This is a genomic window from Pyxidicoccus caerfyrddinensis (assembly GCF_010894405.1).
In the GTDB taxonomy this organism is placed as follows: Bacteria; Myxococcota; Myxococcia; order Myxococcales; family Myxococcaceae; genus Myxococcus; species Myxococcus caerfyrddinensis.
Genome location: NZ_JAAIYA010000013.1, coordinates 297,895 through 321,034 on the forward strand (window position 1 = coordinate 297,895; position 23,140 = coordinate 321,034).

General features: G+C 68.1%; 17 protein-coding genes. 11 read left to right on the forward strand and 6 right to left on the reverse strand.

Annotated elements, in window-relative coordinates:
- Nucleotides 1-74: 74 nt before the first annotated feature.
- On the reverse strand, nucleotides 75-755 hold the full coding sequence (locus tag G4D86_RS30400) for a MotA/TolQ/ExbB proton channel family protein (RefSeq protein WP_163997564.1): 681 nt from the start codon (nucleotides 753-755) through the stop codon (nucleotides 75-77).
- 152 nt (nucleotides 756-907) lie between these two features.
- A complete protein-coding gene (locus tag G4D86_RS30405; RefSeq protein WP_163997565.1) occupies nucleotides 908-1,915 on the reverse strand; it encodes a CPBP family intramembrane glutamic endopeptidase in 1,008 nt (335 codons plus the stop codon).
- A gap of 160 nt (nucleotides 1,916-2,075) precedes the next feature.
- Here G4D86_RS30405 and G4D86_RS30410 point away from each other — a divergent pair, with 160 nt between their 5' ends.
- On the forward strand, nucleotides 2,076-3,602 hold the full coding sequence (locus G4D86_RS30410; protein WP_163997566.1) for an esterase/lipase family protein: 1,527 nt from the start codon (nucleotides 2,076-2,078) through the stop codon (nucleotides 3,600-3,602).
- Between the two features lie 75 nt (nucleotides 3,603-3,677).
- Here G4D86_RS30410 and G4D86_RS30415 read toward each other — a convergent pair whose 3' ends face one another.
- The gene (locus G4D86_RS30415) at nucleotides 3,678-4,610 is read right to left on the reverse strand and encodes an FG-GAP repeat domain-containing protein (RefSeq protein ID WP_163997567.1); all 933 of its coding nucleotides are present in this window, start codon (nucleotides 4,608-4,610) and stop codon (nucleotides 3,678-3,680) included.
- Nucleotides 4,611-4,725: 115 nt separating this feature from the next.
- Nucleotides 4,726-6,234, reverse strand: a complete 1,509-nt coding sequence (locus G4D86_RS30420) for a hypothetical protein (protein ID WP_163997568.1) — start codon at nucleotides 6,232-6,234, stop codon at nucleotides 4,726-4,728.
- Nucleotides 6,235-6,384: 150 nt separating this feature from the next.
- Between G4D86_RS30420 and G4D86_RS30425 the strand changes: the two genes are divergently transcribed.
- Together G4D86_RS30425 and G4D86_RS30430 are read left to right on the forward strand one after the other, a co-directional pair.
- The gene (locus G4D86_RS30425; protein WP_163997569.1) at nucleotides 6,385-6,780 is read left to right on the forward strand and encodes a type II toxin-antitoxin system PemK/MazF family toxin; all 396 of its coding nucleotides are present in this window, start codon (nucleotides 6,385-6,387) and stop codon (nucleotides 6,778-6,780) included.
- Between the two features lie 67 nt (nucleotides 6,781-6,847).
- The gene (locus tag G4D86_RS30430) at nucleotides 6,848-7,606 is read left to right on the forward strand and encodes a 2OG-Fe(II) oxygenase (protein ID WP_163997570.1); all 759 of its coding nucleotides are present in this window, start codon (nucleotides 6,848-6,850) and stop codon (nucleotides 7,604-7,606) included.
- A gap of 24 nt (nucleotides 7,607-7,630) precedes the next feature.
- Here the strand turns inward: G4D86_RS30430 and G4D86_RS30435 are convergent, their stop codons facing one another.
- The gene (locus tag G4D86_RS30435) at nucleotides 7,631-8,098 is read right to left on the reverse strand and encodes a hypothetical protein (protein ID WP_163997571.1); all 468 of its coding nucleotides are present in this window, start codon (nucleotides 8,096-8,098) and stop codon (nucleotides 7,631-7,633) included.
- A gap of 172 nt (nucleotides 8,099-8,270) precedes the next feature.
- On the opposite strand from G4D86_RS30435, the gene G4D86_RS30440 reads away from it, so the two are divergent.
- From G4D86_RS30440 to legP, 5 genes are all read left to right on the forward strand, one after another.
- A complete protein-coding gene (locus G4D86_RS30440) occupies nucleotides 8,271-8,975 on the forward strand; it encodes a trypsin-like serine peptidase (protein WP_163997572.1) in 705 nt (234 codons plus the stop codon).
- 119 nt (nucleotides 8,976-9,094) lie between these two features.
- Nucleotides 9,095-11,359: a family 2 encapsulin nanocompartment cargo protein terpene cyclase gene (locus tag G4D86_RS30445; protein WP_163997573.1), complete on the forward strand. Its 2,265-nt coding sequence runs from the start codon at nucleotides 9,095-9,097 to the stop codon at nucleotides 11,357-11,359.
- Between the two features lie 52 nt (nucleotides 11,360-11,411).
- Entirely contained in the window at nucleotides 11,412-12,809 is a 1,398-nt protein-coding gene (locus tag G4D86_RS30450) for a family 2B encapsulin nanocompartment shell protein (protein WP_163997574.1), read from the forward strand.
- A 33-nt stretch (nucleotides 12,810-12,842) separates the two neighbouring features.
- On the forward strand, nucleotides 12,843-14,243 hold the full coding sequence (locus tag G4D86_RS30455) for a family 2B encapsulin nanocompartment shell protein (RefSeq protein ID WP_163997575.1): 1,401 nt from the start codon (nucleotides 12,843-12,845) through the stop codon (nucleotides 14,241-14,243).
- A 283-nt stretch (nucleotides 14,244-14,526) separates the two neighbouring features.
- On the forward strand, nucleotides 14,527-16,383 hold the full coding sequence (gene legP, locus G4D86_RS30460) for a Dot/Icm T4SS effector Zinc-dependent metalloprotease LegP (protein WP_163997576.1): 1,857 nt from the start codon (nucleotides 14,527-14,529) through the stop codon (nucleotides 16,381-16,383).
- 134 nt (nucleotides 16,384-16,517) lie between these two features.
- Here the strand turns inward: legP and G4D86_RS30465 are convergent, their stop codons facing one another.
- Entirely contained in the window at nucleotides 16,518-18,614 is a 2,097-nt protein-coding gene (locus G4D86_RS30465; RefSeq protein ID WP_163997577.1) for a thaumatin family protein, read from the reverse strand.
- 327 nt (nucleotides 18,615-18,941) lie between these two features.
- On the opposite strand from G4D86_RS30465, the gene G4D86_RS30470 reads away from it, so the two are divergent.
- The 3 genes from G4D86_RS30470 to G4D86_RS30480 form a co-directional block, all read left to right on the forward strand.
- Entirely contained in the window at nucleotides 18,942-20,045 is a 1,104-nt protein-coding gene (locus G4D86_RS30470; protein WP_163997578.1) for a PE-PPE domain-containing protein, read from the forward strand.
- 186 nt (nucleotides 20,046-20,231) lie between these two features.
- On the forward strand, nucleotides 20,232-22,376 hold the full coding sequence (locus G4D86_RS30475; protein ID WP_163997579.1) for an N-acetylmuramoyl-L-alanine amidase: 2,145 nt from the start codon (nucleotides 20,232-20,234) through the stop codon (nucleotides 22,374-22,376).
- Nucleotides 22,377-22,502: 126 nt separating this feature from the next.
- Nucleotides 22,503-23,140, forward strand: a 638-nt coding sequence (locus tag G4D86_RS30480) for a hypothetical protein (RefSeq protein ID WP_163997580.1), incomplete at its 3' end; no start/stop codon positions are given.

The following is a 23,140-nucleotide window of genomic DNA, read 5'->3' on the forward strand; positions in this document are numbered from 1 at the left end:
GTACCGGGGGAGCGGAGGGGGAACCCCTGGGCCCGTGGGTTGCCCGGCGCGCCCCGAGGCGCAAAGGCTTGCGCTCAGCCCGCGACGGCGCGCGCGCGCTTGAGGGCGCGGCCCGCGGCGTCGAGGAACTCGTTGCTCGCCTCGGAGAGGTCCACCGCGCGGGCATCCACCCAGCCCTGCAGGGAGTTGTAGCCCATCACCGCGGGGATGGCGACGAGCAGGCCGAAGGCTGTGGTGACGAGCGCCTCGGAGATGCCCGTCGAGATGGTGCCGATGCCGCCCGCGCCCGCCTCGCCCATCTCCTGGAACGCGGTGACGATGCCGATGGTGGTGCCGAGCAGGCCCACGAAAGGGGCGGTGGAGGCCACGGTGGCCAGATGGCCCAGACCCCGCTTGAGGCTCTGCACCTCGCGCTGCGCCTGTCGCTCCAGGCTGCGCGCCACCGTCTCCATGGCTTCCTCCCGGCTGTCGGTGGCGGAGACGCGGTAGGCGGTCAGCCCCGCGCGGATGGTCCGGCCGAGGTAGCCCACGTCCACGCCCGCCTTGGCGTCGGCCACGGCCTCGAAGTCACCACTGGAGAGCAGCTTGCCCATCTCCGCGGCGAACCTGCGCGAGTGGCGGCGGGACGCGCGGAAGACGAGCACGCGCTCGGCGAGGATGAGCAGGGAGACGACCGACATGATGCCCATCACGATGACGATGAGCTGCGCGACGGGGCCCATGTGGCCCCACAGGCTCGAGAGAGTGAAGTTCATGGCTTGAACGGGACGCGCCTCCTCGCGCGTGGAGCCACGGCGTGGCCCCATGAGGGAACGACGGCTGGGTGCAACGGTGTCCAAGGTACGCAGCCGCCCGGAGCAGAGGGTGGGCTCCCGTCCATGAGATGGTCATCGTTCTGTCATTGCCGTCATGCCGCTGGTGTCGGGTCCTCGCGAGCAGGTGTCGCGAGCGTGCGAGCCCGCCAGCGCCACACCAGTGCCAGCGTCACGGCCCCCATGACGACGGCGCCGAGGAGGCCCTCTCCATTGAAGACCCAGACGCTGCCGCTGAAGAGGCCGGGCCGCCCCGAGTACACGCTCCCCAGCACCGTCGGGTTCACGAGATTCCAGGCCAGGTGAAGGACGGCGCACGGCCACACCGAGCGCGTCCACAGGTACACCGCCTGGAAGAGCGCCGCCGCGGCGGCGATGGCCAGCAGGAAGGTCACGTTCTGCGCCAGGTGCCCGCGCTGCGTGCTGGAGAAGATGATGGGCAGGTGGAAGGCCGGCCACACCACCGAGAGAATCCCGAGCGCCACGAGCGGCCGGTCCTCCCAGCGACGCACGAGGTAGCCGCGCCAGCCGACCTCCTCGCCCAATTCTCCCGGCAGGCCGAACGGCACGAAGAGCGCCGCGAGCAGGCCCGCCACGCCCCACTTCAACCCCGAGACGGGGGCCGGGAGCGCCGCGCCCGCCCTGCGCACCCAGTTGAAGCGCACCGCGAGCGCCACCAGCAGCCATGGCGCCGACACCCACAGCAGGATGGCCAGCATCACGCCCAGCGCGCCGGGCCCGGTGTGCTGTCCGAGCCCGTCCATGCCGCGCTGCACGGCCTCCGGCGTGTAGTGGATGAAGTCCGCACCGAGGAGTGGCCGCAGCGCGTACGCGAAGGCCACCAGCACCCCCGCGTAGAGGAGTGGAAGGCCCATCGCCACGCCCCAGTGGATGGGCCGGGTGAATGCGAAGCCGGCCGCGGCGGGCGTCTCACGCCGGAAGAGCCACGCGCAGGCGAGCCCGACCACCCCGGGCACGCACATCAGCACGCGCAGCAAGAGGTAGCGGCTCTCGTCCTGGAGCCAGAGCGCTCCGATCCCCCAGGACACCAGCAACGTGACACAGACGAAGACCGCTGATTCCTGAAGGCGGGAGAGGCGCATGCCGACCCTACGTCCTTCCGCGCGCGTCCATTTCCACCGGCAGGGCGAAAGACGGCGCTCTAGATGTTTAACATGTATTTCAAGAAAGAGCGGCTCCGGCCGTCTCTGTTTGTCCTATGCTCGTGGAGCGCGCCGCGCCGCCTCCTTCCAGGACAAGCCCATGCTGGTTTCCCCTCCACCCCCGACAGCCAGTCCCTCCCTTTCACGCGCACTCTTCCTGGCGCTGCTCGTGCTCACCGTCGGCGTGTCGGCCTGCCTCGCGCAGGAGGATGTGGCCGAGAGTTCGGAGGAGCGGCACCGGGAGATGTCCGTCGACGACGAGGAGGAGCCCGAGGTCTGCGAGGAGTGTGACGGGGGCGCTGACGCCGGGGATGCGGGTGACGCCGGAGACGCGGGCTGCGAGCCGCCTGAGAAGGAGTTCACCGAGACCGCCACCTGTGGAGATGACGCGGGAGTGGATGCGGGGACCGACGCAGGCACGGATGCGGGCGCCGACGCAGGCACGGATGCGGGCGCCGACGCAGGCGCGGACGGTGGTGGTGGCGGCGGTGGCGACGCAGGCGCGGATGCGGGCTCAGACGCAGGCGCGGACGCGGGCTCCGACGCAGGTACGGGCGGTGGGCAGGACGCGGGGACGGGACAGGTCGCGGATGCGGGCTCCGACGGTGGCTCGGATGCGGGCTCCGCCCGGGCCGAGGAGTCGTCGGTGCAGGCCTCCTTCGCGCCCGCGGCCACTCCCGCGCCAACGCCCGTGCTCAACCCCACGCCGACCACGGCGGGTGACCGGACGAATGCCGCGGAGACGGCGCGGATGCGCTCGCGCTGTGGCATGTGCGAGCTCCGGCCCAGGACGGCCATCGACCCGAACAAGGTGCCCTACATCTCCGTGCATGGCATCAATGCCGGCCCTGATGTGATGAACCCGGCCATCAACAACATGCCGTCCAACGCGCAGGTCTACGACTTCTTCTACCCGGACAATCAGCACCCCATGGAGACGGCGGACTGCCTGCGCAACGCCATCGCGCAGGTATTGGGGGAGCACTCGGGGACGACCGTGCAGGTGGTGGCGCATTCGCTCGGCGCGGTCATCGCGACCGGCGCGGACCACTCGCTCGCGGACGACGAATGGATGCCGACGGAGGTTCCGACGAACTGCGGGGTGAACAAGAAGGTGCGCGGGCGTCATCGCAAGGGCTTCGTGCTCGAGCCGGCGCCGGGCCCCGGTGAACTCGACCTCCGCCTGACCCTGATCGACCCCATCTTCCAGGGGTTCGGGGATGCTCCGCTGTTCATCTCCGACTGCCTGCCGGGACGGGGAGACCTCACCTCGGGCAGCGCGCTCATGCAGACGCTGAACAACCGGCGCACCGTCTCCAGGCAACGCAGGGTGTTCTATGCCGCCCAATCGAGCGACTCCACCGCCCGAGACCTCACCGAGTTCGACGCCGATGACCTCGAGCTGATCTGCAAGGCGCTCCGAGGTGAGACCGTGCGCACCCGGAAGTTCGGCCTCATCAACGCGTGGAACGCCGTCAAGAACCAGCCGGTCGGTCCAGGGGGGAAGCCGCTCAAGGACGCCCTGGGCTGCAACTGCTCCGCGGCGCGCATCAAGGAGCTCGCGAAGCAGGCCGCACCCCAGCTGCCGGGCGACCACAACACCGTCATCCCCAACGTCCCCTTCTAGGGGGACGGATGCAGTGCCGCCAGGTGCGGGACGTCCGCACCCTGGCGGCTCGCTGCGTGTGAGCAGAAGAGGCCGCTACCGGGGGCCCACGAGATACCAGCAGTCGTACACGGCCGGTGGGGGCGTGGACTGTGAGAACCAGGCCGGGCAGCCGGGACTCATCGAGCCGAGGGTGGTGGCGCTCGCCAGGCTGGTGCCAGCCATCCTCCAGAGCACCACCTGCCCCGTGCTGGGGTTGTGCCAGACGATGTCCCGGCGGCCATCCGCCGTGTAGTCCGCGGTGGCGCCGACATAGAAGGCCAGCGACATGACCGGCAGGGTGGCGGTGCCGAGCACGGCGGTGTTGTTCATCAGCACGATTTCATTCTGACCCGTGCTCTTGTTCCTCCAGAGGAGGTCCGTCCTGCCGTCCCCGTCCATGTCCGCCGCGCCCACGATGTGCCAGGGCAGCGCGCGGGAGGAGATGGGGGAGTTGCCCAGGGAGGTGGTCCCGTTCAGGTAGCGGTAGAAGTGCTGCCCCGTGACGCGGTTGTGCACCACGAGGTCTGTCTTCCCGTCCAGGTTGAAGTCACCGGACGCGGCGATGTACCAGCTCGCCGACGGGAGCACGGGCGAGATGGAGGCCATGCCGAGGACGGAGAAGGTGCTGTTGAGGAACCGCACGCTCTCCCCGGTCGCCGCGGCATGGTAGACGAGGTCGGGGTCCGCGGTGGGGCCGCCGAAATCGGAGGCGGCCTGCACCGTCAGCGAGGGCGAGATGGCGGGCAACGTGGCCGTGCCGCTCAGCACCGGGCCGCTCATGAGCCAGGCGCCCATGTTGCCCGTGGACTGGTCCCTCCACACCAGGTCCGAGGACGCGTCGCCATTGAAGCTGACGATGTTTCCCCGGATGGCTTGCGAGGACTCGCCCAGGGAGGCCTCCCCGCCAGTCGCTTCGCTCTCGGCGCCACCACACCCGGCCTGCCCCAGCAGCCCGGTGATACACACCGCCAGCATTCGGCTCTTCATGGTCCACCCTTCGAGTGACACCGCTTTTTACGGTTTCACTCGAAGTGTATGTTTCTCGCGATTTCGAGGACAAGGGGCGCGCGGGGCGGGCGCGGCCCCTTGGTGAGACGCCGCCCTACGGTCCGCGGAGGACGGTCAGCCCCTGGTCGGTGAGGACGAGCAGCATGCTCGGCGTCACGGTGGGCTCGTAGACGAACTGCAGGACGCGTTGACCGGACACCTGACGCACCTGGGTCAGCGTGGTGCCGTCCGCTTCCAGCCGCCAGAGGCCCGCGCCATTCGTGCCGATGTAGAGCGCGCCATCGTCCGTTGCCTTGAGGGCCTGGATGCGATTCGTCGGCAGCCCTTCGAGCTTCGACCAGTTCCCCGCCGAGCGTGACTTCGGCGTCATCGCCCAGACGCCGTACTCCGCGCTCCCCAGGTAGTAGCGGCCCGAAGGGGTCTGCTCGAAGGCGCGCCAGTAGTCATCGGAGGCCTGGCCGTTGATCTTCTCGTTGAAGCTCTTGAAGGTCCACGGCGTGGGCCCGCCCCAGGTGTTCTCGCGGTCCCAGTCCTCGAGATTCCCGCTGGGCACGAGCACTCCGAGCATCTGCTCGTTCGCGACGAGGACGTCTCCGTTCGGTGCGATGCCCAGCCCGTACATATACGGGCATTGCAGCGAGCCCCACTCCGAGCCGTCCTCGAAGAGATACCAGCCCGGGTGACGGTGGCTGTTGTAGGTGAGCCCCTGGATGCGCGTCACGCCGTGGTTCGTCGTGATGTAGAGGTCGCCGCGATGGCTGCCGCGCGTCACGCGAGCGCAGTTGAGGACGGAGCGGTCCTCCTCGTAGTGGAAGTCGTTCGTGTTGTGGATGCCGATCTGCTTGTCCTTGTTCGACGACTTGACGGTGCGCCAGATGTGCTCCTCAAGCGCGACGCTCCCATCCGGCTGGAGGCGGACCGCGTCGAGGTCTCCCTTCTGGTACTCGGCGTAGCGCTCGGGCGTGTAGTACGCCTCGCCCGGTCCGGGGATGTACGTGCGCTGCTCGATACCCGGCGCGCGCTTCATCTCGTTGGCGCGATACCCCACATACGCGCGCCCGGCCTCGCCGCCGCAGATGACGGTCGAGTCGATGGCAAGCGAGTCCCCGCCAAACGGCTGGCGTGCCTGACCGATGCCCGTGGTCCACGTCGGAGCGGTATCGCCCGGGCGCAGCACGCCGATGCGGCGGCCGTCGAGGAGCCAGAGGTTCAGCCCTTCATCGAGTCCAACGCTCTGCGGTCTGCCGGCGCCGAACGCGCGCGAGTAGTCGAGTGCCGCGTCCACCGGCCACGGCCCCGCGGCCGGCGGCGTGCCGGCGTCGGGCGTCGTCCCCGCGTCCGTCGGCTCGCCGGCATCGGGTGTCGTCCCCGCGTCGGGCGGCTCGCCGGCATCGGGCGTCGTTCCTCCATCTTCGTCAGTCGGGAGCGTCCCGGCATCCGAGGAGGCATCCGGAGGGGCAGGCGAGGGAACTTCGTTTCCATCTGGCGGACCCGGCCTCTGCTCCTCCTGCGGGTCGACTGTCTGGGGGTCGTCAGCGCAACCCACCGAGAATAGAGAGATGACCGCGAGTCCTGCTGCCACCGCACCTGCGCGAATGCCCATCCGTTCCTCCATTGATGGAGGCTCCATCGCAAGAGCCGGGCCGACGGCTCCCTCCGCTGGGGAGCGGGCGCGGAAGGGCAGGGTGTTCTCCCGGCGATACTTTGGGGTAGGACGCGTGACGACGGTCAGCACGATCCGGTGGGCACCCGCATGGAGACGAAGTCAGCGACGGAAGCAGGCAGGGGCCCCGCGGCCATCCATCGCGGTGACATCTTCTGGGTGGTCCCCGAGGAAGAGCGGGGGTCGGTTCCCGCCATTCCCCATCCGTACGTGGTGATTCAGGACGACGTCTTCAATCGCTCGCGCATCCATACGGTGGTGGTCTGCGCATTGACGTCGAACCTGAAGCGGGCGGGCGAACCCGGCAATGTGCTGCTCGAAGTGGGGGAGGGGAATCTGCCCCGGCAGAGCGTCCTGGTCGTGTCGCAGGTGTCCTCCGTGGAGAAGGCGCAGCTCGGTGAGTACATCGGGACGCTCTCCGGCGAACGGGTAGAGCAGGTCCTGGCCGGCATGCGTTTCCAGCAGGCGTCCTTCTTCAACCGCTGACCCCTCACTGCGAGACCTGGCGCCCATGGCATCATCGAAAGACAGCAACTCGAGCGGAAGAGGCCCGGTGAGCGTCGCAACCATCGAAGAAGGCCCGTTGCTGGGTCCGAGCTTCTTCCTCAGCGGTACGGCGCTCCGCGCGCTCGCGTTGGCCCATCGTGACGCCTACAGCGCCGCACGGCCCTATCCCCACGTCGTCATCGACGGCTTCCTGGGTGAGCGACTGGCGTCTGGACTGGCCGGAGTCTTTCCGGGCGCATCCGAGGCCAGCTGGAAGCGACGCGATCACCAGGAACAGGCGGCGCGCCTGGGACAGCTTCAGCGCAAGGCGTTCGAAGGTGTGCACGGCGCGCTCCGGCACCTGCTCTCGGAGTTCTCCAGCATGTCGTTCATCGACTTCCTGGACACGCTCACGGGCGTTCATGGGCTCATTCCGGATCCGCACTTCCGGGGCGCCGGGCTGCACCTCACGCTGCGTGGGGGCCATCTGGCGCTTCACGCGGACTTCAACCGAGACCGCTTCCGTGCGCTCTCGCGGCGGCTCACCGTCCTCTACTACCTGAACCCCGACTGGGACCCTGCCTGGGGCGGCGACCTCGAGCTGTGGAATGCCGACCTCTCCCGGTGCGAGGCCCGAATCGCTCCGGTGCTCGATCGGCTGGTCGTGATGGCTCATGGCGACGACCACTGGCATGGCCACCCCGCCGCTCTGGAGTGTCCCGAGGGGCGGGGTCGAGCCGCGGTCGCAGCCTATTTCTATACGGCAGAGGCGTCCCCGGATGCGCCGGAGGCCCACAGCGCCATCTGGGTCCCCCCGCGTTCCTAGCTTCCGCCAGGCTCAGCGGGACGCCTACAGCACTTCCTCGAGGGCGCTCTTCCAGCTGTAGCCGCCGGCCTGCTTGCCGACGATGGTGCTCTTGTCCGGATCGATGTGGATGAGCAGCACGCCCGCGTCCAGCGAGACGCGGGTTCCCTCCGTCGACAGGCGGCACACCGTCTTGGTGAGTGTCTCCTTCACCGCCGCCTTGCCGTCGGTGGTGCGGCAGACCTCGACCAGGGTGCCCACGGCGGCCTGGCATGCGCTCTGGGTCCGGTCCTTCAGCGGGTCGAAGGCGGGGTAGCTCGCCTTGTCGTAGCTGCTCTTCAAGGCCGTCCCGCAGGCCTTGTTGACCGCGTCCTCCTTCGCCTTCAGGTCCTTCTCGTAGGCCGCCCAGCCGTTCTTCTGCGCCACGGTGAGCCGTGCTGACTTCGGCGAGGAGTCGTCGGCGACGGCAAGCGAGGCGAACAGGCAGAGACAGAGGGACAGAATCCGGAACATGGAGACTCCTGGCGGAAGGGGACGGCGGGAATACGGTCCGCCGTTCATCCAGGAGACGCGCCCTCCGGAGTTCTTTTGCATTCCCCCTTCCGGGTTTCCCATCACAAGGGCTCGCGTCCACCGTCAGGAGGGGGTGGGGGCGCGTTCAGATCCCCCGGCAAGGATCTCCGCCATGGCTCCCGTTCTCGCTTCCAGGCAGTACCCATTCCCCGTCGTGGGCGTTCTGGAGATCTTCTTCGAGGAAGGGGGAGCGCTGAGGAAGTGGATCGGTAGCGGTTACCTCTTGAAGACGGCCACGTATCCGCACCGAAGGGACATCGTGCTGACCGCCGCGCACAACCTCGTCTTCCTGCGGAAGCAGAACCTGCGGGAAGTGCACTTCACCCTCTACGGAGACCGCAACGTCTACTCCATCGCGTCGCGCGAGAATGGCACCCTCCGGTACGCGATTCCCCAGGGCTATGACGAGCGCCCGAACAGCCCGGCGTTCGACTTCGCGGTAATGATCCTCCAGGAAGGCGCGGGAGGTTCGAATGCCCCGCTGACGCTGACCCACGTCGACGACACGCTCCGGGTGGCCGCGACCATCGCCGGAGGCGTGAGCGCCAGGGTAGGGGAGGGCAACCGCAAGGTGTACTGCAGCACCGTGACGGCCGAGAAGCAGAGGACCACGCCCCTGCACTGCCCGGTGGACGCGACCGCACCCGGGATGAGCGGCGGTCCCGTGCTCGTTCAGGAGGGCTCCGCGTGGACTTCCATCGGCGTCGTCACCGGGACGGGGGACGTGGACGACACTCCTCGGGGAATCGCCGCACCAATTTTTGAGGAAACGGCGAGAATCATCGACGCGCTGATCCAGACCGCACTCGCCGGGTGACTGACGCCTGATGCCCTTATCGGCTGGATTACGCAGCTTTCCCCAGCGCCTCCCATCAGTCATGGATTTGGTAACTGAATGACAGTACAGGCGGGCCCTGGATTCGACGAGGGGCACGCATGTCCAAGGCGCGGCAGAAGCAACCATTCCAGCTCCCGGAGTTCTACGTTCCCTGGCCGGCGCGCCTGAATCCGAGCCTCGAGGCGGCCCGCGTCCACACCAAGGCGTGGTCGTACGAGATGGGCATCCTGGGCCCGCCGCGTGACGGGACGGACCGCGAAATCTGGTCCGAGCGCCGCTTCGACGGCATGGACTTCGCGCTGCTCTGCGCCTACACGCACCCGGAGGCACCGAGCGTGGAGCTGGACCTCATCACGGACTGGTACGTCTGGGTCTTCTACTTCGACGACCACTTCCTGGAGGTCTACAAGCATCCGCGCGACATCGCGGGCGGCCAGGCGTACCTGGACCGGCTGCCGCTGTTCATGCCGCTGGACATGTCCCAGACGCCGCCGGAGCCCACCAACGCCGTGGAGCGCGGGCTGTGGGACCTGTGGAAGCGCACCGTGCCCACCATGTCCATGGACTGGCGCCGGCGCTTCTTCGAGAACACCAAACACCTGCTCGACGAGTCGATGTGGGAGATCGTCAACATCAGCGAAGCGCGCATCTCCAACCCCATCGAGTACATCGAGATGCGTCGCAAGGTCGGTGGCGCGCCCTGGTCGTCGGACCTGGTGGAGCACGCCGTCGCCGCGGAGATTCCCGCCCGCGTCGTGAAGAGCCGGCCCATGCGCGTCTTCAAGGACACGTTCTCCGACGCGGTCCACCTGCGCAACGACCTGTTCTCCTACGAGCGCGAAATCCTGGAGGAGGGTGAGCTCTCCAACGGCGTGCTGGTGGTGGAGAAGTTCCTCGACTGCGACACCCAGCGCGCGGCCGACCTGGTCAACGACCTGCTGACGTCCCGGCTCCAGCAGTTCGAGAACACCGCCGCCACGGAGCTGCCCTGGCTCTTCGCGGAGTACGGCCTCAACCCGGTGGAGCAGGGCCAGGTGCTCACGTACCTGCGCGGCCTCCAGGACTGGCAGTCCGGCGGTCACGAGTGGCACATGCGCTCCAACCGCTACATGAACAAGAACACGGAGCGCCGCGCGGAGTTCTCCCTGCCGCTGCCTGGCGGCCTGGGCACCTCCGCCCTGCGCCTGCCGCTGACGGCCGGCGCGCTGGGCCTGGGGCCCCGCGCGAAGTCCTTCAGCCACGTCCCTCGCCAGCACGTGGGCCCGGTGAAGCTGCCGGAGTTCTACATGCCGTACAGCACGTACCTCAGCCCCCACCTGGCGCGCGCGCGCAGGAACTCCAAGGACTGGGCGCGCCGCATGGGCATGCTGGACTCGCTGCCCGGCGTGGGGCTCTACATCTGGGACGACCACAAGTTCGACGTGGCGGACGTGGCCCTCTGCGGCGCGCTCATCCACCCGGACGCGACGCCGGAGCAGCTGGACCTCACGTCGTGCTGGCTGGTGTGGGGCACCTACGCGGACGACTACTTCCCCGCGCTCTACGCCCACACGCGTGACATGCCAGGGGCGAAGGTGTTCAACGCCCGCCTCACGCAGTTCATGCCGGACGACGTGGAGACGCCCAACCCGGCGGTGCCCACCAACCCGGTGGAGGCGGGCCTGGCGGACCTGTGGACGCGCACGGCCGGCCCGCTCAGCCCGCGCGGCCGCACGCTGTTCCGCAAGGCCATCCAGGACATGACGGAGAGCTGGGTCTGGGAGTTGAACAACCAGATCCTCAACCGCGTGCCGGACCCCGTGGACTACGTGGAGATGCGCCGCAAGACGTTCGGCTCCGACCTCACCATGAGCCTGTCGCGGCTGTCCAAGGGGGATGCCGTACCGGAGGACGTCTTCAACACTCGCACGCTGCGCGGGCTGGAGAACTCCGCGGCGGACTACGCCTGCTTCGTCAACGACATCTTCTCCTATCAGAAGGAGATTGAGTTCGAGGGCGAGCTCAACAACTGCGTGCTCGTGGTCCAGAAGTTCCTGGACGTGGACAAGGACGCGGCGGTGCTCGTGGTCAACGACTTGATGACCGCGCGCATGAAGCAGTTCGAGCACCTGGTGGCCAAGGAGCTGCCGGTGGTCATCCGCACCTTCGGCCTGGATGCGAAGGCGCAGGAGAAGCTGAACAAGTACGTGGAGCAGCTCCAGCAGTGGATGGCGGGCATCCCCCGGTGGCACGCGGCGGTGGACCGCTACAAGGAGTTCGAGCTCATCGACGCGGCGACGCCCAGGCTCAAGACCGGCAACCTCTCCGGCCTGGGCATGTCCGCGACGCGCGTCGCCGAGCTGTTCCGCAACGGCAGGTCCTGAGCTCCAACGGCAGTGCGCAGACTTCCTGATTCCCAAACCTGAAGGGTGACCCATGTCCAATGACCCGAAGAAGCACGACGACAACAACCTGAGCCTTGGAACCCTGGCGGCCCGCCAGCTGGCGACGACGACCAAGTCCGAGCCGCAGATGCAGGGCATCTCCTCGCGGTGGCTGCTCAAGCTGCTGCCGTGGGTGCAGGTGTCCGGCGGTACGTACCGCGTCAACCGCCGCATGACGTACGCGGTGGGCGACGGCCGCGTCACCTTCACCAGCACCGGCGCCAAGGTGCAGGTCATCCCGCAGGAGCTGGGTGAGCTGCCCCTCCTGCGCGGCTACGAGGACGTGGAGGCGCTGACCGCGCTGGCCAACCGCTTCGTGCAGAAGGAGTACAAGGCCGGGGAGGTCATCACCGAGGCGGGCAAGGAGGCGGACTCCATCGTCCTCATCGCCCACGGCAAGGTGAACCGCATCGGCACCGGCAAGTACGGTGAGCCGCTGGTGCTGGAGACGCTGGCGGACGGCGACCACTACAGCTACCAGGCGCTGCTGGAGTCGCAGGACTTCTGGCAGTTCACCGCGAAGGCCGTGACGCCCGTCATCGCGCTCATCCTCCAGCAGTCCGCCTTCGAGGCGGTGGTGGCGCAGGTGCCGTCGCTCCAGAAGCACCTCGAGGACTTCAAGGCCCGCTCCAAGAAGAAGCAGGACACCTCCGGCCAGAAGGCCATCGAGCTGGCCGCGGGCCACCACGGCGAGCCCGTGCTGCCCGGCACCTACGTGGACTACGAGACGCACCCCCGCGAGTTCGAGCTGTCCGTCGCGCAGACCGTCCTGCAGATCCACACGCGTGTCGCGGACCTCTTCAACGACCCGATGAACCAGACCCAGCAGCAGCTGCGGCTCACCATCGAGGCGCTGAAGGAGCGCAAGGAGCACGAGCTCATCAACAACCGTGAGTTCGGCCTGCTGCACAACGCCGACCTCAAGCAGCGCATCCACACCCGCTCCGGCGCGCCGACCCCGGACGACATGGACGAGCTGCTGGCCACGGTCTGGAAGGAGCCGTCGTTCTTCCTGGCCCACCCGCGCGCCATCGCCGCGTTCGGCCAGGAGTGCAACAAGCGCGGCATCTACCCCACCAGCATCGAGGTGAATGGGAACATGCTGCCCGCGTGGCGCGGCATCCCCATGTTCACCTGCAACAAGCTGCCCATCAGCGAGTCGCGCACCACCTCCATCATGTTGATGCGCGTGGGGGAGAAGAACCAGGGCGTGGTCGGCCTGCACCAGGCGGGCATCCCGGATGAAATCGAGCCCAGCCTCAACGCCCGGTTCATGGGCATCAACGAGAAGGCCATCATGAGCTACCTGGTCACCGCGTACTTCTCCGCGGCGGTCCTCACGCCGGACGCGCTCGGCATCCTGGAGAGCGTGGAGCTGGGCCGCTCGTAGTCCCACGTCCTCACGGAATCGGAAGACGCTTTCATGACGAATCCAGACAAGGACATGGCCGCGCACGAGGGCACCAGCCTGAGCACGGCCGGGGCCCGCCAGCTCGCGACGACCACCAAGACGCAGCCGATGATGCAGGGCATCTCGCCCCGGTGGCTCCTGCGGGTGCTGCCCTGGGTGCAGGTGTCGGGCGGCACGTACCGCGTCAACCGCCGGCTGACGTACACCGCGGGCGACGACCGCCTGAACTTCAGCAACATCGGCGTCAAGGTGGAGGTCATCCCCCAGGAGCTGCTCAAGCTGCCGCTGCTGCGGGGCTTCGAGGACGTGGATGACCTGCTCATCCGCACCCTGGCCAGCCTCTTCACCCAGCAGCACTACAAGCCGGGGGACACCATCGTGGAGGCGGGCCAGCCCGCCGAGCACGTGTTCCTCCTCGCGCACGGCAAGGCGCAGAAGCTGACCGCGGGCAAGTACGGCGACCCCGTCGTGCTGGACACGCTGGCGGACGGCGACCACTTCGGCGACCAGGCGGTGGTGGAGTCGAACGACGTGTGGTCCTTCACCGTCAAGGCCGTCACGCCCTGCACGGTGATGGCGCTGCCGCAGGCGGCGTTCGAGTCCCGCATCCTCCAGTCCCCGGCGCTGAAGGCGCACGTGGAGCGCTACCGGGCAAATCTGAAGAAGCCCCAGGACAAGACAGGCCAGTCGGCCATCCCCCTGACGGCGGGCCACCACGGCGAGCCGGTCATCGCCGGTGGCTTCGTGGACTACGAGCTGAAGCCGCGCGAGTACGAGCTGAGCGTGGCGCAGACCATCCTGCGCGTGCACACCCGCGTCTCCGACACCTTCAATGACCCGATGAGCCAGACGCAGGAGCAGCTGCGGCTGACCATCGAGGCGCTGAAGGAGCGCAAGGAGTACGAGCTCATCAACAACCCGGAGTTCGGCCTGCTGCACAACGCCGACCTCAAGCAGCGCCTCAACACCCGCTCCGGCCCACCGACGCCGGACGACATGGACGAGCTGGTGACGCGCCGCCGCAAGACGCGCTACTTCCTGGCCCACCCGCGCGCCATCGCGGCGTTTGGCCGGGAGTGCAACAAGCGCGGCCTCTACCCGACGGTGGTGGACGTGCAGGGGCACAAGATGCAGGCATGGCGCGGGGTGCCCATCCTCCCGTGCGACAAGCTCCCCATCAGCCGGGAGAACACCACCGCCATCATCGCGATGCGCACCGGGCAGGACGACCAGGGCGTCGTCGGCCTGCACAACGCCGGTATCCCCGACGAGGTGGAGCCGAGCCTCACGGTGAAGCGCATGGCCATCACCGAACAGGCCCTCACCCAGTACCTGGTGAGCACCTACTACTCCGCCGCCGTGCACGTCCCCGACGCGCTGGGCGTGCTGGAGAACGTGGCGCTCGGCGGCTGAGGCCGCCGCTGTGACAGGACCGCGGGCCCGGTGTCCCCACGCCGGGCCCGTTTGTTTTCGCGAAGGCGTGTGATGCCATCTGGCCCCTCCGCTCCAGCCCTCACCCTCAACAGGGCTTCTATCCCGCCCATCCGCGAGGCCCGCGCTTTGGGGGACCGTCATCCTTTCGGATGACGCGGCCACGGCCCCCCGCCCGCTACTCCTGCTCCTGCGTCGCAGCGGCGCGCTCGCGAGGCCGCAGGCAGCGGCCTCGCTTGATACCTACCCGGCCAGGAGCAGAGAGATGACGTTGCAAAAGTGGTCTGTTGCATGCGCGGTGCTGGCGTTCACGGCATGTGCCCCCGAGGAGTCGACTGTCCCCTTCGCGGAATCCGCTGCGGAGAGCAACTGGGTGTCCGCCGACGCGCCGGTGCGCACCACGTATCTGCGCATCGGCTCGGGGAGCCAGCCGCGGGAGCTACGATACGCGGACGTGGACGGCGTCGCCGTCTTCGAGGGGGATATCATTCTCGGACGGGTTTCGGATCTGCCGAAGCAACCCGGGGAGGTCTCCGCCCAGGGCGTGGCCATCAGCGGCGCTGGCTATCGCTGGCCCAACGCGCTGGTGCCCTACACCATCGATCCAACGCTGCCCACCCAGGGCCGGGTGACTGCCGCCATCCGTCACTGGCAGGAGCGCACCAATGTGCGTTTCATCCTTCGGGACGCGACCAACGCGGCGCTCTTTCCCAACTTCGTCACCTTCCAACCGGGAGCGGGATGCAGCTCGTCCGTGGGCAAGAGGGGAGGTCAGCAGTTCGTCAACCTGGCGGGCGGCTGCAGTACCGGGAATACCATCCATGAAATCGGTCACGCTCTCGGCCTGTGGCATGAGCAGAGCCGCGAGGATCGCAACAGCTTCGTGACCATCCAGATTGCCAATGTCCAAGCGGGTCATGAGCACAACTTCGACCAGCAAATCACCGACGGAGACGACCTGGGAGCCTATGACTACGGCTCCATCATGCACTACGGCGCCTTCGACTTCTCTTCCAACGGACAGGCCACCATCGTGGTGTTGACGCCCGGGGCCACCATCGGCCAGCGCGTGGCGCTGAGCAGCGGCGACATCGATGCGGTCGCGGGGTTGTACCCGGACCCTACCTATCCCGTGGACCACCGCTTCTTCACCATGGACTACGACGGAGACGGCGATGACGACCTCGTCATTCGTGGACCCGGTGGCGAGTTCTTCGCCTACCGGGCCAGCGGCGGCAGCTACACCCGCGTGAGCGGAGACCTCATCACCACGGGCATGACGGATGCCACGGGGTGGTCCAGCGGCAACCGCTTCTTCGTGGCCGACTACGACGGAGATGGCGACGACGACCTCATTGCACGCGACGCGTTCGGCACCTTCACCGCCCTGCGCTCCAATGGCACCTCCTTCGTGAACGCCGGCGTCCTCTACTTCAACGCGAACCTGACGGACGCGAACGGCTGGAACGATGGCAACCGTTTCTGGGTCATGGATTACGATGGGGACGGCGACGATGACCTTGTGGGCCGCTACAGCGCCGGAAGCTTCATCGCGCTGCGCTCGGACGTCACCCAGCTCACCTACGGCGGCGTGCTGGCGACCACCAGCCTCTCGGATGTGAACGGCTGGAACGACGGCCACCGATTCTTCGCCGCGGACTACGACGGGGACGGCGACGACGACCTCATCACCCGGAACGCGTTCGGTGACTTCGGCGCCTTGCGCTCGGACGTGACGCACCTAACCTTGACGGCCGCGCTCTACAGCAACTCCACCTTCTCGGATGCGAACGGCTGGAACGAGGGCAACCGCTTCTACGTCATGGACTACGACGGGGACGGCGACAAGGACCTGGTGCTGCGCTTCGCGTCGGGCAGCTTCGTGGCACTGCGCGCCGAGCCGACCTATCTGGCCCTGAGCACCACGCTGGCCACCACCTTCATGTCGGATTCATGGGGCTGGACTGATCCGAACCGCTACTTCATGGCGGACGCGGACGGAGACGGAGACGATGACCTCCTCGCCCGCGACTCGGTCGGAGGCTTCATGCTGCTGCGCGCGGACCGCCCCGCGCTGACCTTGACGGGCCCTGTCGCGACCACCACTTTCCGCGACCCCTGACGGGACGCGGCCCGCCGGCCCGTGCGCTCAAGGCACCGGGCCGGCGAAAGAGGTGAAGAACGGGGGGCAGATCACCTGGACGTGCGCCCGGTACGACTCGGGCGCACGTCCCCGTCATCAGGGCCCTGGACGTCCTAGTTCACGTCCCCGAACACGATGCCGTAGCCCACGGCGTTGGGCGCCCCGCCATCCGCCCCGCCGGTCCCCGGCGTCATGCACGTGAAGGTGCTGGTGACGTCGTCGTAGGCATACGTATAGGCCGTGGGGCAGGCCTGCTTGAGGAAGGCGAGCCAGGGCTGGACGCTCTGGGCCCACACCGTGTTGTTGTTGACGCACTGCCCGGCGTCCGCCTGGGCCGGGTTGTTGCCAGCCTCCAGCGTGGTGGGCCAGAAGCTCCCCGTCTTGTTGCCCGGGAAGGTCGCGCAGCCACAGCAGGCCGGGCTGTTTCCGGCCGTCGCGTTGTAGCAGGAGCTGGAGAACTGCCCGGCGCACCCGAAGAGGTTGGTCAGCGTGTCCTGCACCGTGCCCACGGTCATCGTCTGCGAGCAGTTGAGGGGGCCGTAGCTGTAGCCGGGCAGCGCCGAGCACAGGTCCTCGTAGGACCACCAGCCGATGGACCTGCCACACGCCTGGATGAGCGGAGTCATGTTGCCGATGCCCGGCAGGAACGTGGTGCCGCACGTCGGCGTCCCCGCGTCAGCCGAGCAGTCGCTGTCCGCCTGGCAGGTGCTGCAATAGCCGACGGCGGGGTTGTTGGGGTTGCTGCACACCGCGTTGCCCGCACAGTAGGGCTTGGTGGTGCTGCACTTCGTCAGCGTCGGCTGGCACAGGTTGTTGACGCAGCTCGTGCCCGACGCGCAGTCGCTGCTGCTCGTGCATACCGGCAGCGTGACGGCGCGCAGCAGCACGGAGTAGTCGGCGGGGAGCCCGGTGCTCGTGTCCGGCGTGAACTTCCAGGAGCAGGCCTCCAGCATGCCCGCGTCCGCGGTGCCCTGGGCGCTCGTGCCGCCGGCATTTCCACAGGAGTAGGGCGAGGGCGGGGAGGCCGGCGCGAAGCCGCCGTCGCCACGCGGCCCCATCTGGATGCTGACGTTCGCCCCGTTGATGATGGTGACGTCATAGAAGTCGAGGGCGTTGGGCTGAAGGGTGAACTCGGCGGAGGAGAACGGGTTGGTGCCGCCCTTGCCGAGCGGGCAGGGCTGGCCGGGGGCGTTGCCGCAGTCCGCGCTCTGGCACTTCGTGCCGTCGGCCTGGCAGCCCAGGCGCCCGAAGATGCCGCCGCTCCACCCCACGACGGACCGGCACAGGCAGGTGCCTCCAGCCGGGCAGTCCGTCGGCGGGTTGGAGATGGCACCCCCGCTGGCCAGGAGACACCGGTTGCTCTGGCACTGCGAGTCCTGGGTGCAGGAGGTGTATTCGGGCTGGAGGCTGGAGAAGGCGGTGGGAAGCGAAGAAGGCATGCACAGCGTGGCCGTCTCGCCGGTCGTCAGCTCGAGCGCGTCCAGGGGGACGCCGCCGTCCGTGGCCGGGTACTGGCACAGCCCCAGGGCCACGTCGCAGCTCTGGCCCGACGGGCAGGTGGGGCTCGCCGCGCTGCACCCCTGATTCTCACCGGGGATGACCTGCTGGAAGTAGCAGGTGCCTCCGTTGGCGAGGCTGCACTCCTGCACCGTGCTGGAGCAGGTCGTCCCGGAGGGACACGCGCTCTGACCTCCGCTGGCGCACATGCACAGGCCCGTCGCCGTGTCACAGTTTTCGGCGCTACACCCCGTGCAGGGGGCCACCTGCTTCGCCCCCGTGCACAGCGGCATGGGCAGGTCGACGGTGACAGGCTTCGCGGTGCCGTTGCACTGAGTGCTGGGCGCCACCATGCACTGCCCCGTGCGGGTGTCGCACATGTTGCCCGAGTTGCAGTCCGCGCTGCTGGTACAGCCCGGATTGTTGCACTGCTGATTGGGGCCGCAGTCACTGTCGTCCGTGCAGTTGAAGGGAGGCGGCGCCGCACCCGCCGTCTGGCCGATCCACACCGTCTGGGTCGCCTGGTTCGTCAGGGTGAAGGTGCGGAACCCCTGTGGGCATGTCACCGGGGTGGACAGCGAGGCGGACGTGGCCCCGACCTCGGGGCGGGCGCTGGTGCCCAGACTCTTGCAGCCATTTCCCACCGCGAGCATCACCACCACCGCGGACAGGCCCAGCGACAGCAGTGGGGCAATCAACCGACGTGACGTCATGAGCGAGCCTCCCGGCGAGGTAGCGGCAAAAACGCTAGTGCGAGCAGGAGCCGTCCACCAGATGTCCACCGCATCGGTCAGGTCGTGGCGGGTCGCCACACCCGCGGCGACCCTGGAGACGGCTCGAGGAAATCCGACGATTCGAGAGACGGTGGAGCACCCCACATTGTGATTGTCACGCACGGTCTGCGCCTGGGCCATGTGGTGGAGCGGGCCACCGAGCGCCGCACGCCGGCCCTCTACGTCAACGTCTTGACCTGACGGGGCAACTTCTTCTCTCAGGTCTCGATAACTCCCTGCACCCCGAGAGCCAGGAGCCCCTCAGCCATGACCATCAACGGAGTTGGAAAGGGGCTGATCCGCCCGGTGACGCCGCGCCCTCCGGAGCCGAAGGCGGCGCCCGTGGACGCAAGGAACCAGGTGGCCCGTTCCCAGTCGAGCTCGGACGTGTTCGTGGGGGCGAGCGCCTCGGCCAAGGCCTCCACCGGTGGCAACGCGAACCTGCCCCCCATCCAGTCCAACCGGGGCACGGTCCAAGCCGGCACGGTGATGTTGGACGAGGCGACGAAGGTGGCGCGCGGCGCGTTGAAGATCGACGCGAACGCCGACCCCAAGACGTACGACGGCATGTACCTGGGCTCGGACGGCTACGCCTATCCGCCGGACAGGTTCTCCGTCTCGGAGGTGCCGCCGTTCCAGCCGGAGCAGGCCATCGCCAGCCCGACGCCGACGACGTACCACGTCAACGGCATCGTCACGCCGCCGGGCAGCGCCACGAGCGATGCCCAGAAGATGGCGAACGAGACGGGCACCAACGTGGTGCCCGTCTACAACGCCACGGAGGGCCTTGCCGCGGACGTCGCGCAGACGGGCATGGACCGGCTGGGCATCGGTGACAACAAGGCGGCGCAGACGCTGGCGGACGCCATCTACAACGACCTGCAGGCGGGCAATAAGGTCAACGTCACGGGCTACAGCCAGGGCGGTGCCATCGTGGCGAGCGCGCTGCGGGAGGTGGACCACCGCATCAAGGACGACATGGGCGGCTTCTGGGGCAACCTGCCCATCCTCGGCGACGGCAACCGCGAGAAGCGCGAGGAGCTGCTCGGCAACATCAACGTCTCCATGTTCGCGGGCGCGGGCAAGACGTTCCCGGACGGGCCGAACTACACCTTCTACGTCAACAAACAGGACCCCGTGCCGACGTGGCTGGGCACGCACGAGTTCAACCCCGTCACGGACATCGTCAGTGGCATCGTGTCCGGGCTCTTCCCCGGCATTGGCGGCCTCAACGGGGGTTCGTCCAGGCAGGCCCCGGAGGGCGCGACCATCCACACGTTCGACTCCGCGGGGACGGACCCGGACGTGTTCGCCCCTGACGGCAAGCACGGCATCGACACGTACCTGGGGAACATCCAGGACGCGGTCTGAAGCCTCTCCCTGAGTATTTGTATTCAGCCTTGGAACTGGAGACCCAGAATCTCTGGCTTAATCGTTCTTTCTTGATTTCTTGGACGCCAATAGAAGCGTATCCTCCTTCTTCTTGGCTCCCCCGTGCGCCTGTCTTTGGGCTCCTTGGAGCCGCCACGACTCGCGTGACGAAGTCCGGAGGAATCGATGAAGAAGAGGCCAGGAATTGTCGTGCTCGCCGCCTCGCTGGCGCTGACGCAGGCGTGTGGCATGGACGAGCAGCCGCCGCAGCAGGCGTCCGCGGTCCCCACCATGCCGAGGGAAGCGCCTGGGACGGAGGACGCCGCCCGCGAGGATGAGTCCTTCGATGCGCTCTTCAAGGAGGCCGGCGCGGAGTTCGATGTGCCGCCCGCGCTCCTCAAGTCCATCTCCTTCGTGCAGACGCGCTACCAGATGGTGGAGGGCGCCGAGGAGTTCGAGGGCCGCCCGGCCGTCTACGGACTGATGGCGCTCACGAGAGCGCAGCTCGAGGAGGGCGCGAAGCTGGCCGGCGTCACGGCGGAGCAGGCGAGGACCGAAGCGCGCTCCCACGTCCGTGCGGCGGCGGCGCTGCTGTCGCGCCGCGCGAATGCACTGAAGGTGGACCGGACGCAGGCGGCGAAGTGGGCACCGGCGGTGGCCGAGGTGTCCGGCATCCAGGACGAGGCAGGGCGCCGCAGCTTCGTCCACGACGAGGTCTTCCGGGTGGCCCGCCTGGGACTCGGGACGCTGTCGAAGGAGTGGGCCGCGAGTGGACAGGGCCTGGCCGAAGGGGAGCTGGGGCAGCAGGCCCAGGCGCTCGCCGGTCCGGACTACGCCCCGGCCGTGTGGCGGCCCTCGCCCAACTACAACTCCCGGCCCATGGGGGTGAAGATGGTGATCATCCACACCTGTGAGAGCAGCTACTCGGGGTGCTGGAGCTGGCTGACCAACCCCAGCTCGCAAGTGAGCGCGCACTACGTGGTGCGCGAGGACGGAGGGGAGATCAGCCAGCTCGTGCGCGACGGGAGCCGGGGCTGGCACATCGGCGCTACCTACCAGTGCAGCAACAACAGCGGGGCGGAGTGCGGGCTGAACGGGAGAAGCGCCAACGACTTCACCATCGGCATCGAGCACGGCGGGTATGCGTCGACGGTGAACTGGCCGGTGGGGCAGATCGACGCTTCGGCCCGGCTGCTGTGCGACATCACGCGTGACCACGGGATTCCTCGCGACAGCTACCACGTGGTGGGGCACGGCAAGCTCCAGCCGTATGACCGCACGGATCCCGGTGCCAACTGGCCCTGGCGGGATTACCTCGCCCGGGCCAATTCGCACTGCGGCACGGGCTGCGTGCTGATGGGGGACATCAAGGCGAAGTACAACGCGGTCAACGGTCCCGTGCTGCTGGGGGCGTGCCAGGTTGGTGAGCTGGCCACGCCGGATGGAGTGGGTCGCTTCAACCACTTCGAGCGTGGCAGCATCTACTGGACGCCGACGCTGGGCGCGCACGTGGTGCTGGGCGCCATCCGTGGCAGGTGGGAGCAGCTGAGCTGGGAGCGGGGCGTGCTGGGCTATCCGCTCACGGACGAGTTGACGACGCCGGACGGCCGGGGCCGCTACAACCACTTCGAGCGCGGCAGCATCTACTGGACGCAGGAGCTGGGGGCCTGGGAGGTGCACGGGGACATTCGTGCGAAGTGGGAGCAGCTGGGCTGGGAGCGCGGCGTGCTGGGCTACCCGAAGACGGGGGAGCTGGCGACGCCGGACCAGACGGGCCGCTACAACCACTTCGAGAATGGAAGCATCTACTGGACGCAGGCGACGGGAGCGCACGAGGTGCGCGGACTCGTCCATGCGAAGTGGGCGGAGCTGGGGTGGGAGAAGAGCTACCTGGGCTACCCGGTGACGGACGAGCAGGCGGCGCCGGACGGAGTGGGGCGCTTCAACCACTTCCAGAAGGGAAGCATCTACTTCACGCCGGCGACGGGCGCACACGCGGTGGTTGGCGACATCAACGCCCGGTGGGTGGCGTTGAGCCGGGAGGCGGGGCTGCTGGGCTACCCGACGACGGACGAGACGACGACGCCGGATGGGGTGGGCCGCTTCAACCACTTCCAGAATGGAAGCATCTACTGGACGGCGGCGACGGGAGCGCACGAGGTGCATGGCCCGATTCGGGCGAAGTGGGAGTCGCTGGGCTGGGAGCGCAGCACGCTGGGCTACCCGCTGACGGACGAGTACGCCGTCACCGGCGGGCGCGAGAGTGAGTTCCAGAGGGGCTTCCTCACGCTCAACACCGCGACCAACACCGTCACGGTGCGCATGAAGTAGCAGTACCGGTGGACACATGACGAGCGGCGAGGCCGACGTGCTGGCGCCGCTCGCGGCGCACAGGCCTTCGGATTCCCCATCACAAGAGTTCGACTCCACCGTCAGGAGGGGATGGGGAAGGCGTTGATGGCGATGCCCCTTGCCGCCTTCGCGGTGGGCTGTGGCGGCGAGCTGCCCGAGCAGGGCCAGCCCGAGGGCGAGCTGCCCGAGCAGGGCCAGCCCGAGGGCGACGTGCCCGAGGCGCCCAGCGAGGCCGTGGAGCAGACCGAGCAGGGCGTCGTGCTGGGGGGCTCGTACTGGTGGGGCTCCACTGGGTGGACCCAGCTCGACATGGGGACCTCCGTGGGTCGCACCTGTTTCCTCACGGGCGTCCAGGGCAGCCTGACGCCCTCGTCCTCGGGGCTCACGAGCAGCGTCTATGCGTACATCTACGCCGGGAACTGGTACCTCGCCATCAACCCGAACAACGGCAAGGCGCTGGGCGAGGGCGTGCAGTGCATCAACACGGCCACCAACCGGACCTTGGATGGCGTCTGGTTCACGGGAGACCCGGCGAGGCTGCTGGGGGCGGTCACCGCGCAGCGGCGCTGCTTCCTCACGCGGGTGGAAGGCACGGGCGGGTTCAAGACGAACTCATACTACGCCCGCGTCTGGAATGACGGCCTCAACTGGTATCTGGGCGGCAGTCTGTCGGGAGAGGGTGGCGCCCGGGCCCGGTGTGTGGACGTGCCCACGGACCAGGGGTCCTGGCTTTACGGCGCCGG